Source organism: Apibacter adventoris (assembly GCF_002964975.1).
Lineage (GTDB): Bacteria > Bacteroidota > Bacteroidia > Flavobacteriales > Weeksellaceae > Apibacter > Apibacter adventoris.
Map to the genome: position 1 here is coordinate 12,415 of NZ_PSZM01000040.1, position 14,140 is coordinate 26,554.

General features: G+C 28.6%; 12 protein-coding genes. 8 read left to right on the top strand and 4 right to left on the bottom strand.

The genetic code is table 11. The features are described 5' to 3' along the window. Positions 1–115: 115 nt before the first annotated feature. From gyrA to C4S77_RS13040, 6 genes are all read left to right on the top strand, one after another. Positions 116–2,668, top strand: coding sequence for a DNA gyrase subunit A (gyrA, locus tag C4S77_RS06820; protein ID WP_105246932.1), 2,553 nt, complete (start codon positions 116–118; stop codon positions 2,666–2,668). A gap of 1 nt (position 2,669) precedes the next feature. Then, a complete protein-coding gene (locus tag C4S77_RS06825; RefSeq protein WP_146106065.1) occupies positions 2,670–4,049 on the top strand; it encodes a tetratricopeptide repeat protein in 1,380 nt (459 codons plus the stop codon). A 128-nt stretch (positions 4,050–4,177) separates the two neighbouring features. Next, complete coding sequence (locus C4S77_RS06830) at positions 4,178–4,807, top strand: LemA family protein (RefSeq protein WP_105246934.1); 630 nt, start codon at positions 4,178–4,180, stop codon at positions 4,805–4,807. An 11-nt stretch (positions 4,808–4,818) separates the two neighbouring features. Continuing rightward, a complete protein-coding gene (locus C4S77_RS06835; RefSeq protein ID WP_105193945.1) occupies positions 4,819–5,241 on the top strand; it encodes a TPM domain-containing protein in 423 nt (140 codons plus the stop codon). Next, positions 5,225–6,031 carry a TPM domain-containing protein gene (locus tag C4S77_RS06840; protein ID WP_105193946.1) on the top strand — a complete coding sequence of 269 codons (807 nt, stop codon included), beginning with the start codon at positions 5,225–5,227 and terminating at the stop codon, positions 6,029–6,031. The genes C4S77_RS06835 and C4S77_RS06840 overlap by 17 nt, the downstream gene beginning before the upstream one ends. Before the next feature lie 103 nt (positions 6,032–6,134). Continuing rightward, positions 6,135–6,293 (top strand): hypothetical protein, encoded by a 159-nt coding sequence (locus tag C4S77_RS13040; protein WP_181042841.1) that lies wholly within the window; start codon positions 6,135–6,137, stop codon positions 6,291–6,293. A gap of 25 nt (positions 6,294–6,318) precedes the next feature. Here the strand turns inward: C4S77_RS13040 and C4S77_RS06845 are convergent, their stop codons facing one another. From C4S77_RS06845 to C4S77_RS06860, 4 genes are all read right to left on the bottom strand, one after another. Beyond that, complete coding sequence (locus C4S77_RS06845) at positions 6,319–7,545, bottom strand: aminotransferase class V-fold PLP-dependent enzyme (RefSeq protein WP_105246935.1); 1,227 nt, start codon at positions 7,543–7,545, stop codon at positions 6,319–6,321. 74 nt (positions 7,546–7,619) lie between these two features. Next, positions 7,620–10,304 (bottom strand): PD-(D/E)XK nuclease family protein, encoded by a 2,685-nt coding sequence (locus C4S77_RS06850; protein ID WP_105246936.1) that lies wholly within the window; start codon positions 10,302–10,304, stop codon positions 7,620–7,622. A 247-nt stretch (positions 10,305–10,551) separates the two neighbouring features. After that, a complete protein-coding gene (locus C4S77_RS06855) occupies positions 10,552–11,106 on the bottom strand; it encodes a YdcF family protein (protein ID WP_181042842.1) in 555 nt (184 codons plus the stop codon). Between the two features lie 111 nt (positions 11,107–11,217). Further along, a complete protein-coding gene (locus tag C4S77_RS06860) occupies positions 11,218–12,198 on the bottom strand; it encodes a long-chain-fatty-acid--protein ligase (RefSeq protein WP_105246938.1) in 981 nt (326 codons plus the stop codon). A gap of 165 nt (positions 12,199–12,363) precedes the next feature. On the opposite strand from C4S77_RS06860, the gene C4S77_RS06865 reads away from it, so the two are divergent. Continuing rightward, a complete protein-coding gene (locus C4S77_RS06865; protein WP_105246939.1) occupies positions 12,364–12,921 on the top strand; it encodes a nucleotide exchange factor GrpE in 558 nt (185 codons plus the stop codon). A 24-nt stretch (positions 12,922–12,945) separates the two neighbouring features. Continuing rightward, the gene (gene dnaJ, locus C4S77_RS06870; RefSeq protein WP_105246940.1) at positions 12,946–14,070 is read left to right on the top strand and encodes a molecular chaperone DnaJ; all 1,125 of its coding nucleotides are present in this window, start codon (positions 12,946–12,948) and stop codon (positions 14,068–14,070) included. Positions 14,071–14,140: the final 70 nt, after the last annotated feature.

Consider the following 14,140-nt stretch of genomic DNA (forward strand, 5'->3'; position numbering starts at 1 on the left):
TTTTATTTTATAATAAGGGATGAAGCTCATTTGGTAAGAATTGTCTGTTCCATAAAAAATTATTAATTTTACAGAAATAATCATATACATATAAAGAAAAAATAAACACGAAAATATGACAGGAGAAGGGGAAAAATTGATTCCTATAAATATTGAAGATGAAATGAAATCTTCATATATAGATTATTCCATGTCCGTAATAGTATCCAGAGCCTTACCAGATGTAAGAGATGGTTTGAAGCCGGTACACAGGAGGGTTTTATTTGGGATGTATGAATTGGGGGTAACTTCAAGCAGTGCCTACAAAAAATCAGCAAGAATTGTAGGGGAGGTAATGGGAAAATACCACCCTCATGGAGATTCTTCCGTTTATGATACTATGGTTCGTTTAGCGCAAGAATGGTCTATGCGTTATCAATTAGTAGATGGACAAGGAAATTATGGTTCTGTAGATGGTGACCCACCTGCAGCTATGCGATATACAGAGGCTAGATTAAAGAAGATTTCAGAAGAAATTTTATCAGATATAGATAAAGATACTGTAGATACACAATTAAACTTTGATGATACTTTAGAAGAACCAGAGGTAATGCCTACACGCATTCCTATTTTGCTGGTTAACGGAGCTTCAGGTATAGCAGTGGGAATGGCTACGAATATGGCTCCTCATAATTTATCAGAATCCATAGATGCCATTTGTGCCTACATAGATGATAATGAAATATCAGTAGAAGGCTTAATGAAGTATATAAAAGCTCCCGATTTTCCGACAGGTGGAACTATTTATGGTTATGAAGGAGTGAAATCTGCTTTTGAAACCGGCAGAGGGCGAATTATAATTAGAGGAAAAGCTAATTTTGAAGAAGTTCACGGAAAAGATGCAATTGTTGTTACAGAAATTCCTTATCAGGTAAATAAAGCAGATATGATTGCCCGTACTGCAGAACTGGTTAAAGAAGATAAATTACAAGGTATTGCAGAGATTAGAGATGAATCTGACCGGAAAGGGATGAGAGTGGTTTATATACTTAAAAATGAAGCAATACCTAATGTAGTCTTAAATCTTTTATATAAATATACAGCCTTACAAACCTCATTTAGTGTAAATAATATAGCGCTGGTCAAAGGAAAACCTGTGCAACTTAATTTAAAAGATATTATACATCATTTTGTAGATCACAGACATGATGTTGTAGTTAGGCGTACCCAATACTTACTTAGAAAAGCTCAGGAAAGAGCTCATATCCTGGAAGGTTTTATGAAAGTAATAGCTACTCAGGATTCATTAGATTTAGCCATAAAAATAATACGTGAAAGTGCAAGTCCGGCAGAAGCAAAAACCGGATTAATTCAAGAATTTGAACTTTCAGAAATACAAGCTCAGGCTATTTTGGATTTACGATTGGCTCGTTTAACAGGAATGGAGCTAGATAAAATTCGGGATGAGTATGAGGCTATAATGAAGGAGATTGAAAATTTAAATAATATTTTAAATGATAAAGGGCTTCGTTTTCAAATTATTAAAGACGAATTATTAGAAATTAAACAAAAATACGGAGACGAAAGAAGAACAGATATAGATTTTGCCGGTGGTGAAATGAGTATTGAAGATATTATCCCTGATGAAAAAGTGGTATTAACAATTTCTAAAATGGGTTATATTAAGCGAACTTCACTATCTGAATATAGAACCCAATCTCGAGGAGGAGTAGGAAACCGTGCTGCATCTACAAGAGATGAAGATTTCTTAGAGTATGTAGTTTCTGCCACAGCGCATCAATATATGTTATTTTTTACTGAAAAAGGAAAATGTTTCTGGCTTCGTGTATTTGAAATACCGGAAGGTTCAAAAACTGCTAAGGGTAGAGCAATTCAAAATCTTATAAATATAGAGACTGACGATAAAATTAAAGCCTATATTCTTACCCATGACTTAAAAAATGAAGAATATACCAGCAATACATTTTTAGTGATGGTAACCCAAAAGGGAACGGTTAAAAAAACCAGTTTAGAAGCATATTCACGTCCTAGGGCTAATGGTATTAATGCCATTAATGTTAAAGAAGGAGATACATTAGTTAGTGCCAGTCTTACCTCTGGAAAAGATGAAATAATGATAGCTACCAAATATGGAAAAGCGATCAGATTTCCTCAAGAGACTTTAAGACCTATTGGAAGAAATGCTTCAGGAGTTAGGGGTATAACTTTAGGAAGTGAGAATGATGAAGTGATAGGTATGGTTATTATTTCAGACCCAGAAAATGATACTATTTTAGTAGTTTCAGAAAAAGGTTATGGAAAAAGAACCCATGTAGATGCATATAGAATTACAAATCGTGGCGGAAAAGGAGTAATAACTTTAAATATTACCGATAAAACCGGAGATTTGATAGCCATTCAAAAAGTAACAGATGAGAATGATTTAATGATTATTAATAAGTCTGGTGTTGCTATACGTATGTCAGTTGAAGAATTGAGGGTAATGAGCAGGAATACTCAAGGAGTAAGGTTGATTAATTTAAAGAAAAACGATGAAATTGCCGCAATTACAAAAATTGAAAAAGAAGAAGGAGTGGAAGAAGAGGAAAATTCGGAAACTATGAATTCAGATGAAACAACAAATAAAGATGAAAGATCACAAGATCCAAACATAGAAATTCAAGATTAAGATGAAAAAGATAACTTTATCATTATTGACTTTATTTTCAATACTTTCTTTTGGACAAGAAAAAGAAATAAAAGAAGCCTTTAATTCTTTTGAAAATGGAAATAAAGCACAAGCGCAGACCTTAATTCAACAGGTAGATCCTGTAGTGTTAGAAAAGGCTCAGGCTTTAGAACCCGATGTTTATGCTAAATTTTTATATATTAAAGGAAGTACCCTTTTAGAAAATGGAAAAAACTTAGAAGCTGCACAAACATTTTCAATTTTGTCTGCTTATGAGCAAGGTCCGGTATATTCATTGAAAAATAAAAGTAATAAACAAAAAGCTTTTACTTTGTCTAAACAAGAAGCTAATAACTTGCAGGCACAAGGATTTAGCGGTCTTAAAGAAACTAAATCAGGGACTAATTTTTTACAAAAAGTACTTCCAGTTATAGAACAAAAAAGACAAACCATAGCTAACCAAGCTACTGAAGAATACAACGCTAAAAATTATGCCGGCTCTGGCGATGATTTTTTAGAAGCGCATTATTTAACTAAAGCCGCTGGTAGCAATGATGAAATTTATATGTACTATGCTGCCATTTCTTATCATGCAGCCAAGAACAATGCTAAAGCTTTAGAATTATATAAAGAACTAATTAATACCGGGTATACAGGAAAGAAAACTTTATATACAGCTATACAAAATGGAGTAAGAGTAGGTTTGACGGAACAACAGTATAATTTATTTAAATCTACTCCAAATTCCGGATTTTCTGATTTTAAAACGGAAGAAACTCCCTCAGTAGAAGCAGAAATATACAGTTATGCTATAGCAATATTATCAGCAGATAAAAAATATGATGAGGCCTTAACTATTGCAGAAAAAGGATTAGTTAAATTTCCTGGAGATAAAAATTTAAATAGTCAAATAGGGGAGCTTTATTATCAGACCGGACAAACAGATAAATATATAAATCAATTAAAAAGTGCGGTACAGAAAGATCCAAATGATTATATCTCTTTATTTAACTTAGGGGTAATCTATAGTAAAGATCCAAAAACTTATGATTTGGCTAAATCTTACTATAATAAGGTTATATCTATAAAACCCGATTATGCTGTTGCTTATCTTAATTTAGCTTCATTAAGTTTATCTCCTGATAAAGAAATTGTTGAAAAAATGAAAGCTTTAGGGGCTAATAAAGCGGATCAACAAAAATATGATGTATTATTATCTCAGAGAAAAAATATGTTTAAAGAAGCTCTTCCTTATATAGAAAAAGCTTACGAATTTGATAAAAAAGATATAGAAATTATTCAAGTACTTAAAGAAGCATACAGAGTTTTAGGAATGAGAGATAAACTAGATGAGATAAGAAAAGCAGAAAATGCATTATAAATATAAAATTTTTTATAATAAAAATAAAAAAAACTATCTTTTTTGGGATAGTTTTTTTATTTTTCCTGTAAATTATATAATTAAATAGTCTATCTTTGTAAGCAATAATAGTATAATATTTAAAGAATATGAAAAGTAAAGGATGTCTAATAGGAGGAGGTATATTTCTTATATTGTTTTTAATTTGTATTGGTATTTTCTTTTGGGGAGTATCTGTAAATAATAATTTGGTTCAGCTAAATAACGATGTAAATCTTAAATGGGGAAATGTAGAAAGTTCTTATCAAAGAAGGGCAGATTTAATACCTAATTTAGTAGGGACTGTTAACAAGGCTACAAATTATGAAAAAGAAACTTTAACAGATGTTATAAATGCACGTGCTAAAGCTACGTCTGTACAAATAGATCCCTCTAATCTTTCTCCTGAAAAATTAGCAGAATTTCAACAAGCTCAATCCGGCTTGGGATCAGCATTGAGCCGATTATTAGTTTCAATTGAAAGATACCCGGATCTGAAAGCTAACCAAAATATATTATCTCTTCAGAATCAATTAGAAGGAACTGAAAATAGAATTAAAATAGATCGTGATAATTTTAATCAATCTGCAACTACATATAATATAAAAATACAACAATTTCCTTCCAGTATTATAGCCGGATTAAGAGGATTTAAAGAAAAGGGATTATTTAAAGCAGATTCAGGAGCACAAAAGGCTCCAGATGTAAATACCCTATTAAACGGTACAGATAATAAATAAAATAGAAAAACATGTTGTTTTCGTCAGAAGATGAAAAAGAAATTATAGAAGCTATTAGAAATGCTGAGCTATTATCTACCGGAGAAATTCGGGTTCATTTGGATCAACATCTAAAAGGTGATGCTTTAGCTACAGCACAAGATATATTTTATAAAATTGGCATGCAAAAAACAAAGAACAGAAACGGTGTTCTTTTTTATGTTTCCGAAAATTTGAGAAAAGTGGCGATAATTGGAGATGAAAATATACATAAGTTAGTAAGACAATCTTTTTGGAACGAAATTTTGGAAGAAATTATAGAATCTTTTAAAAAAGAAAAATATAAAGAAGGCTTGATTAATGCAATTTTTAAAACAGGAAATCAATTAAAAAAATATTTTCCCTCTGACGGAGACAATAATGAAAATGAACTAGCTAATGAGATTTCGCGTTAAGAATTTATTTATTTTATGCACTTTTCTTTTTGGATTTTTATCTTATGCCCAAACAGAATTTAAAATTCCTGAAAGACCAAAAATTATATATCCTGTTAATGATTATGCAGGAATACTTACTACGCAACAAAAACAAGAGATAAATCAAAAACTTATTTCTTATAGTGATTCTACTTCTACAGAAATTATAGTTTGCACAATAAAAACCTTAGATGGTGACGATATAAATTACGTTGGAGCCAAATGGGGAACTCAATGGGGAATAGGGCAAAAAGATAAAAACAATGGTATTTTATTATTAATAGCAGTAAATGATCATAAGTTGGCAATTCAAAATGGAAAAGGAACAGAAGATGCAATGACAGATCTTTATTCTGGCATAATTATAAACCAGTATATGGTGCCTTATCTTAAAAATAATGATTTTTTTGGAGCTATAAATTCAGGAACAGATCAAATTATTAAAGTATTGCAAGGTAAGTTTAAAGCATCTCCGAAAACGGATGATACAGACGATGGTATGTCAGGATTTGTTGTAGCGTTGATTCTTTTTTTCTTTATTTTATTTATAGTATTGATGAAAAAAAAATCAACAAGTAGTACCTACTACGATAGAAATGGAAAGAAGAAAAAGAAAGATGATGATGATGATTTTTGGGGAGGTTTTGGCGGAGGTTTCTTAGGCGGAGGCTTTGGTGGTTTTGGCAGAGGAAGCTCAAGTGGTGGAGGTTTTGGAGGTTTTGGTGGCGGAGGAAGCTTTGGAGGTGGTGGAGCCAGTGGTAGTTGGTAAGAAAACAGTTATTATTATAAATTAAAAAAACTATAAATAAGGATTTTAAAATCCAAAAAATTGAGATTTATATTCATGTCTTAATTCAAATGAAAAAATCAATATGATTATAAATAGATTATTTTTATTATTTCTCTTACTTATGTGTTTAAGTAGTTGTAAAACATTAAACAATTCTCAATTAAATCCCTATGATCAAGATGATTACTATTATGATTTAGATTATGATTATTATGATTATGATGATTATGACCGAGGATAATCTCTGATTATATAATTTTTATAAGCTATTGCAGCATTTTTTGTGCTAATGTAATTCCTTCAATCAAAAGATCTATTTCTTCTTTTGTATTATATATAGCTACAGAGGCTCTTACAGTGCCTGTTACTCCAAGATGTCTCATAAGAGGTTGTGCACAATGATGTCCCGTTCTTACTGCAATTCCTTGCTTATCCAAAATGAATCCAACATCTGAAGAATGTATGTTATTAATATCTAAATTAAAAGAAACCACTCCGGTTTTAGAAGTGCTATTTTTAGCATAAGTAGTAATACCATCTAATTCCTCTAATTTTTTCGTAATATATTTTAAAATGCTATTTTCATATTTTTCAATATTTTCTAAACCAATATTCTGTATAAATTCAATAGCTTTTTTTAATACAATATTTCCTGCTATATTAGGAGTTCCTGCCTCAAATTTGAAAGGTAAATCTGCATAAGTCGTTTTCTCAAAAGTAACTTCTTTAATCATTTCTCCTCCACCCTGATACGGTTTCATTCTCTCTAGTAATTTTTCTTTTCCATATAAAATACCCACCCCTGTAGGTCCATACATTTTATGTGCTGAAAATACATAAAAATCAACATTTAGCTTTTGAACATCTATTTTTTTATGAGAAATTGCTTGAGCTCCATCAATTAATACAAAAGCTTGTGCTTCATGAGCTTTTTTTATTATATGTTCTATAGAATTTACAACCCCTAAAGCATTTGAAATATGATTTATAGCAACAATTTTTGTTTTCTCTGTTATAAGTTTTTCAAATTCATTTAATAATAATTCTCCATTTTCATCAATGGGAATAACTTTTAATATTAAACCTTTTCTTTCTGCTAAAAATTGCCATGGAACTATATTAGAATGATGCTCTAAAGTCGATATTATGATTTCATCTCCTTTGTTTACCAAAGGCTCTATGCTTGAAGCTAATAAATTGATTCCATCAGTAGTGCCTTTGGTAAATATAATTTCATAATCTTTTTTTGCATTAATAAATTCTTTTACAGCTCCTCTAGTAGCTTCCATTTCAATAGTTGAGAGCTGGCTTAGTGTATGCACACCACGATGTACATTGGAATTAATAGTTTTATAATAAATATCTTCAGCCTCCAAAACGGGAAATGGTTTTTGGGTAGTAGCAGCATTATCCAGATAAATTAAAGGTTTCTGATTAACAGTTTGAGTTAATATTGGGAATTGGCTGCGAATATATTTAAGGTCTATCTCCATGAGGTAAATTATGTTTTCAAAGATAATTATCTTTTAGTACATATAAAAAATATAATTTTTGATACTAATAAAACCTAATCTTTTTCAGAAAACGGAATATTAGGATTTGCAATTTCTTCTATGAGGGAAGTTACATTTTTAAATAATGTAATTACTTCAGAATAAGTAAAAACATCATTGTTATCCATAGATAGTATTTCTAAACCTTTGAAAGGTTTTTTAAAACTCCAGATGCCTACTTTTACAGTTTCAGACATTTTTTCATTTAAAATCATATAAGCATAAAATATTAATTGAATAAAAAATTTGTAATTATTATTCTCTCTTATTTTATCTATTTTTTCATATTTAAATTTTAAAGGATTTACAGAAGATGTTTTGTAGTCTATAATACGATTTTGACCATTAAAAATATCCCATCTGTCAACGAAACCTTTTAAGTGAATTTCGCCTATATGATCAAGGTTAATTTTTGAAAATAACCTTTTTTCAATATCTTTAATGAAAATCGTATTTCCATTTTTTATATCGGTAATATCTCTGAGAATTATCTTTTCAACAGTTTTTTCTGCTAATAATTTTTGTAAATAATTATGGCCTCTTTCAAATAGATCTTTATTTAAATTTTGATTTATGTATGTATTTAATTTCAAAGGATATTCTTTTAACATTTGTTCTAAAATATCTATTGAAAGTTGTTTTTCTTTATAAGGAGAATAAAGAGATTCTAAGGTATGATGAATTAAATTCCCATAATTAAGAGGGGAAATTTCTTCTTCTATTTCCTGTTCTTTCTCTAAATGTAATATTTTCTGTATATAAAAAATAATAGGATTATAATGGTAATTTGTCAAATGAGTAGGCGAGATAGGTTCTTGTAGCCACTCATTTATTGCCTTCATTAATGCAGGAGTTTTAAGTATAGATAATTTTTTATTTTTTTGTAAATTTCCGGAATAGGTAGCTACAATTTCATTTATTTGATTACCGGATTCAAATTGTAGTTGACTAATAAACCTGCTTTTTTCACCGGAATTTATTCCCTCAGTATAATTATTATATAGTAAGGTTATATTTTCTGCATGTTGCAATAATCGGTAAAAATGATAGGCATAAATAGCGTCATTTTCTAAAAAAGTATTGATATTATAATTTTTCTTTACATCAAAAGGAATAAAAGAATTGTCTGTTTTACCGGCAGGCAGAATTCCCTCATTAACCCCAAGCATAATGATATTTTTGAAGCTTAATAAACGAGATTCCAATAATCCCATAAGCTGAAGTCCCTCTAAAGGTTCTCCAATAAAATCAATTTTTTCATTGTTTAATACATGATGGTAAAAGGTTTGTAAAACAGAAAAACTATCTATAATTGGATTTTCTCCTAATTGAAAAATAAGTTGAGAAAAAATATTTTTAAATCTTAAAAAATTTTCTTTTAATATCGGTTCTGTTTCCTTTGTTTCTTCATGCATAATTTCACAGAACTCTTTCAATTTTATTAATAAATGTATAGGGCTTGTATATTCTTTAAAAATAAAGAAAATATTGAGATTCGATAATTGTTTATAAATTAAATAATCAGATATAAACACACGGTTAGATTGCTTAATTTCATTAACAAAATTAGAAATAATAGGATCGGAATTTATGATGGAGTGAGTTAGTATATTTATAACATCTTCAAAATAAAATCCTTTAGAATTATTTTTTTCTTTAAAAATATGAAGTTGAAATATTTGTTTAAAAAAAGAAGCCAAAAGAGAGTTTTTTAAAGAATAACCCATTGTTATATTAACCTTTTGTATATTTTTTGGAAGGCTTTCTATTACTGAAGGGAGTATTGTTTCATCACATAATATAAGGGCGGTATTTTTTAATTCTTTATTAGAAAAAGTGTTTAAAAGGTTTCCGGCATATTTAGCTTGTGTAACTTCTTGTGAAGTACTTATAACATTAATAATTTTTGGTTCTTTAAAATTATTTTGTATCCATTGAAAGTCTCTGCTAGCATAATAATTCCATTTTAAATAATTTCTTAAAAAATATCCGGCTTCCTGCGTAGGATTATTTAAATAATAACTATCAGCATCCCAATATAAAAAGGTGTTGAAATTTGAAATAAAATATTTAATTATTTTTTCCTCTTTAGGAGTTAGCGCATTAAAACCAACAAAAACAAAAGTTTCTTTTTGAGGTATAGAAATTGTTTTTAAATTTTCAACAACAGAAGTTATAAGCATACCCTTAGTTCCTAGCCCTTTTTCTTTTAAGGATTGGGTTAATTTCTTATAAAGTATAAGATTATTTTCCCAAAATTTTATATTTTTAAAAAATAGTTTATCTTGATGTTGAGAGTTCAGTGATTCTCCCCAATTTTCTATTCTCTCAATTGAAGAAAGGTGTTCTATAATCTTTAATGGATGATCAGAAAAAGTTTCAATGTCATTAAAATCATTGAGAAGTGTAGGTATCCATTTTAAAAAATCTTCAAATTTTTCCTCAGGATTAATATATTCTTTTTGAATTTTGTAAGCTTCGAACCATAACGGAATATTTTCTATTTGAATTAAATCAGAATATTTTGATATAAAATCTTCTATTGTAAAAAATGCAGGAATAAAACCATTATATTTTTGTTCAGCAAAATATTTTTTAAAAAATATTATAGGTCTTTTACCGGGAAGTATTAGATTCGTTTTTGATAAATCTAAATTTTTATCAAGTAAAGCATTAATTACATTTTCTATAAAATTCATTATTTGGAAAATTAATAAATAAAGATATGGATTTCTATTTAATCGCAAATGTTCTTATAATGTGTTTTATTATAAATAATAACAGGGTCATTTATTTATAAATAATTTAATGGGGAATTTTAAAATTAATCTTATTTTTAGCTAAAAATTGTATTATTAATGAGGAAATTTAATTTATTTATAACTATTCATAAAAAAATTATGTACCAAAAATATAAACCTAATTTTATAATATTTCTATTATTAATTAATAGAAAAAATAGTAATAATAAAAACCTAAGAATTCTCGTATAAATATTTTCGGATCGTGTTTTTTACTAAAATGTCTTGAACTTACAGATCCTATATTATAAAATCCTCGTTTATAATACATTAATTTTATACGTGAAATATGATAATACTGTGAAATAATAATTAATCTTTTATAATTATTATTTTTAATAATTTCAAGAGAGTTATCTACATTCTCTTTTGTATTTTTTGCTTTATTATCAATAATTATATCCCCTAAACGAACTCCTTTACTTATAAGAAAATCCTGCATTAAATCTGATTCACAGAATCCCTTATTGGCCATTCCGCCAGATAATAATATTTTTTGTATTCTTCCTTCCTGATATAGTTTTAAACCAATATTTAATCTTCTTAACATTGATTGTGAGAGAGAACCATCTTTTTTATTCTTGGTACCAAATATAACTCCAATATCAGCCGGTCTAGTATCTTCTTGGGTTCCGTCAGTTATAATTGTTAAAGTATGTAAAATAAACCAAAAGAAAATGAGAAAAATACACAAAAACATATATTTTAATATTTTCTTGTAGTAATACATATGTATTGTTTGATTTTTTTATTAATTATGCAAAAAAAATGCCATACAAGTTTTATTATTCTTATTTAAATGTTAAAAATATTATAATAAAAGGAGACTACACCCTCTAATATCAGAATTATCCATTCTTCCCAATATTTCAAAATTATTATCACTTTGACGCCCTAAATCTTGTGTAGAAATAAAAGAACAACTATAAATATTAGCCAAATCTATAATGCTTACTCCCCCCGATTTATTATTATCAACATAAAAATGAAAGGGATCTTCTATATCTCGAATTAAAACTTTCATCCAAGGAGGCGTTTGATAAATATTATTTCCCATAGAATAAGCTTGCGATAATAATTCTGTCATACTATACTCAGAAAAAATATTCGATGTGTGGAAAGAATTCTGCAATTTTTTTAATAACTCTTCTTTGGTTATTTCTTCTTTCCTTCCTTTCATACCTCCAGTTTCTATTATTACCGAATTTTTGAGTGTTTGCGGGAACTTTTCAGAAAAATCTAATAATGCATAGGAAACCCCAAATAAAATAGTTTTTTTATTATTTTTTTCTAATTTTTTTAATAAAGAATTTAATGCTTCCCAATTATTTAAGAAATATCCATTTTCCTCATGATTAGATTGTTGCATCAGATAATTAACCATATATATTAGAGAAGAATTTTCTCTTTCCAAATAAGAAGGTAATAAACCTAAAAATACATATTGTGAGGGATCACCGAAAAAAAGTTTAAAAGAATTAATGATACTTTTCTGATATATGGATTCATCTGCAATATAATGTTTAGATAAATTCATAGATGTAGTTCCACTACTTTGAAAATATAATTGAGAATTATAATTTTGATGGATTATTTTTTTTGTTTTGTAAAATTCTATAGGAATAAAAGGAATTTGAGTGTAATGAGTAATATTATTAATATCTATATTAAACAAATTAACAAATTTCTTATAAATCAAAGTATTATTATATTGAAACTTGAAAATTTCTAGAGCTTTTTCATTAAAATCTTCTTCTGATTGTATTGAAAAAATATTAAAATTCTTAAGCATAATTATTTCGTGTAGGCTTATGCAAATTTAATAACTAGAATTTTAATTTTATGTATCACTATATATGTATCTATAATTTGTTATATGACCCAGTCGATTTGACAGTTTAAATAAACATGGCAATAAAATTGATTAACATTAGGTAATTTTTTAAATAGAACAGCCATGTCGAAACATAAAGATCAAGAAGAAAATGAGTTAATTGAAGAAAACAATAATCAAGAAAACTCAGTTAAAGAATCAGAAAGTACTGAAAATATGTCAGATAATAAGCAGGAACTTACTCCAGAAGAAAAACTGGCACAAGAGAAGGATAAATTTATTCGTCTTTTTGCAGAATTCGATAACTATAAAAAAAGAACTACAAAAGAACGACTAGACCAGATTAAATACTCTAATAAAGATATGGTTGAGGCTTTGTTACCAGTTTTAGATGATTTTGATAGAGCAATTAAAGAATTAGAAAAAGATGATAAAAGTGCTGATGCTTTAGAAGGGATTAAATTAATTTATAACAAGCTTTTTAATACTTTAAAAGAAAAAGGTGTATCTATAATAGAAGTAAACCCTGGTGACGATTTTAATATAGATTTACATGAAGCAATTACACAGATACCTGCTCCAGATCAAAATTTAAAAGATAAAATAGTAGATGTAGTACAACAAGGATATTTATTGCATGACAAAGTTATCCGATATGCAAAAGTAGTAGTAGGTAAATAAAATTTTAATAGACTATTAAAAATCATGTCAAAGAGAGATTATTACGAAATATTAGAAGTTTCAAAGAATGTTACTGAGGTAGAATTAAAAAAAGCATACAGAAAAAAGGCATTGAAATATCATCCAGATAAAAATCCGGGAGATAAAGAAGCCGAAGAAAAATTTAAAGAAGCAGCAGAAGCTTATGAAGTGTTAAGTGACCCACAGAAAAGAGCTAGATACGATCAATTCGGTCATGCTGGAGTAGGAGGTGCAGCTGGAGGAGGTTTTAGTGGTGGAGGAATGAATATGGAAGATATATTCTCTCACTTTGGTGATATTTTTGGAAGCGCTTTTGGAGGTGGTGGTTTTGGAGGATTTTCTTCAAGACCTCAACAAGTACAAGGATCTAATTTAAGAATACGTTTATCACTCACTTTAAAAGAAATTATTAATGGAGTTGAAAAAACTGTAAAAGTAAAGAGATTTAAATTAGCTCCGGGTGCCACTTCAAAAACTTGTACAACTTGTAAAGGTTCTGGACAAACCCGAAGAGTGATGAATACTCCTTTTGGGCAAATGCAAACCCAGACTGTATGTGGGACTTGCAACGGAACTGGGAAAATAGCAGATCATATTCCTCCCGGAGCCAATAATATGGGCTTGATAAAAGTTGAAGAAGAAGTTTCTATAAAAATACCTGCAGGGGTCAGAGAAGGAGTTCAACTTCAAGTAAGAGGTAAAGGAAATGATGCACCATTTGGAGGAATACCCGGAGATTTGATTGTCGTTATCGAAGAAATTGAAGATGAAAACCTAAAAAGAGAAGGAGACAATCTTCATTATGAATTATATATAACAGTTCCTGAAGCAATTTTAGGAATAAAAAAAGAAGTGCCTACTGTTGCAGGAAAAGTTAAAATAACTATTGAAGCAGGAACACAGTCTGGAAAAATTTTAAGATTAAAAGGAAAAGGCTTACCTCAGATGCAAGGATATGGGCACGGTGATTTGTTTATTCATGTAAATGTTTGGACGCCAAATCCCAATAAGTTAACTAAAATACAAAAAGACTTTTTTGAAGAAATGATGAATGATGAACATTTTACACCCAAACCTACAAAAAATGATAAAACATTTTTTGAAAAAATAAAAGATATGTTTTCCTAATATTTACTATTTTTATATGTCATAAAAAAATGCTAATACTTCATGTATTAGCATTTTTGTTTTAAGAAAG

What these genes read in the sequence shown, in the direction of transcription:
- dnaJ (WP_105246940.1), top strand. Translation starts at nt 12,946, where the DNA reads ATGTCAAAGAGAGATTATTACGAAATATTAGAAGTTTCAAAGAATGTT.
- C4S77_RS06860 (WP_105246938.1), bottom strand. Translation starts at nt 12,198, where the DNA reads ATGCTTAAGAATTTTAATATTTTTTCAATACAATCAGAAGAAGATTTT.
- gyrA (WP_105246932.1), top strand. Translation starts at nt 116, where the DNA reads ATGACAGGAGAAGGGGAAAAATTGATTCCTATAAATATTGAAGATGAA.
- C4S77_RS06865 (WP_105246939.1), top strand. Translation starts at nt 12,364, where the DNA reads ATGTCGAAACATAAAGATCAAGAAGAAAATGAGTTAATTGAAGAAAAC.
- C4S77_RS06835 (WP_105193945.1), top strand. Translation starts at nt 4,819, where the DNA reads ATGTTGTTTTCGTCAGAAGATGAAAAAGAAATTATAGAAGCTATTAGA.
- C4S77_RS06830 (WP_105246934.1), top strand. Translation starts at nt 4,178, where the DNA reads ATGAAAAGTAAAGGATGTCTAATAGGAGGAGGTATATTTCTTATATTG.
- C4S77_RS06855 (WP_181042842.1), bottom strand. Translation starts at nt 11,106, where the DNA reads ATGTTTTTGTGTATTTTTCTCATTTTCTTTTGGTTTATTTTACATACT.
- C4S77_RS06850 (WP_105246936.1), bottom strand. Translation starts at nt 10,304, where the DNA reads ATGAATTTTATAGAAAATGTAATTAATGCTTTACTTGATAAAAATTTA.
- C4S77_RS06825 (WP_146106065.1), top strand. Translation starts at nt 2,670, where the DNA reads ATGAAAAAGATAACTTTATCATTATTGACTTTATTTTCAATACTTTCT.
- C4S77_RS13040 (WP_181042841.1), top strand. Translation starts at nt 6,135, where the DNA reads ATGATTATAAATAGATTATTTTTATTATTTCTCTTACTTATGTGTTTA.
- C4S77_RS06840 (WP_105193946.1), top strand. Translation starts at nt 5,225, where the DNA reads ATGAGATTTCGCGTTAAGAATTTATTTATTTTATGCACTTTTCTTTTT.
- C4S77_RS06845 (WP_105246935.1), bottom strand. Translation starts at nt 7,545, where the DNA reads ATGGAGATAGACCTTAAATATATTCGCAGCCAATTCCCAATATTAACT.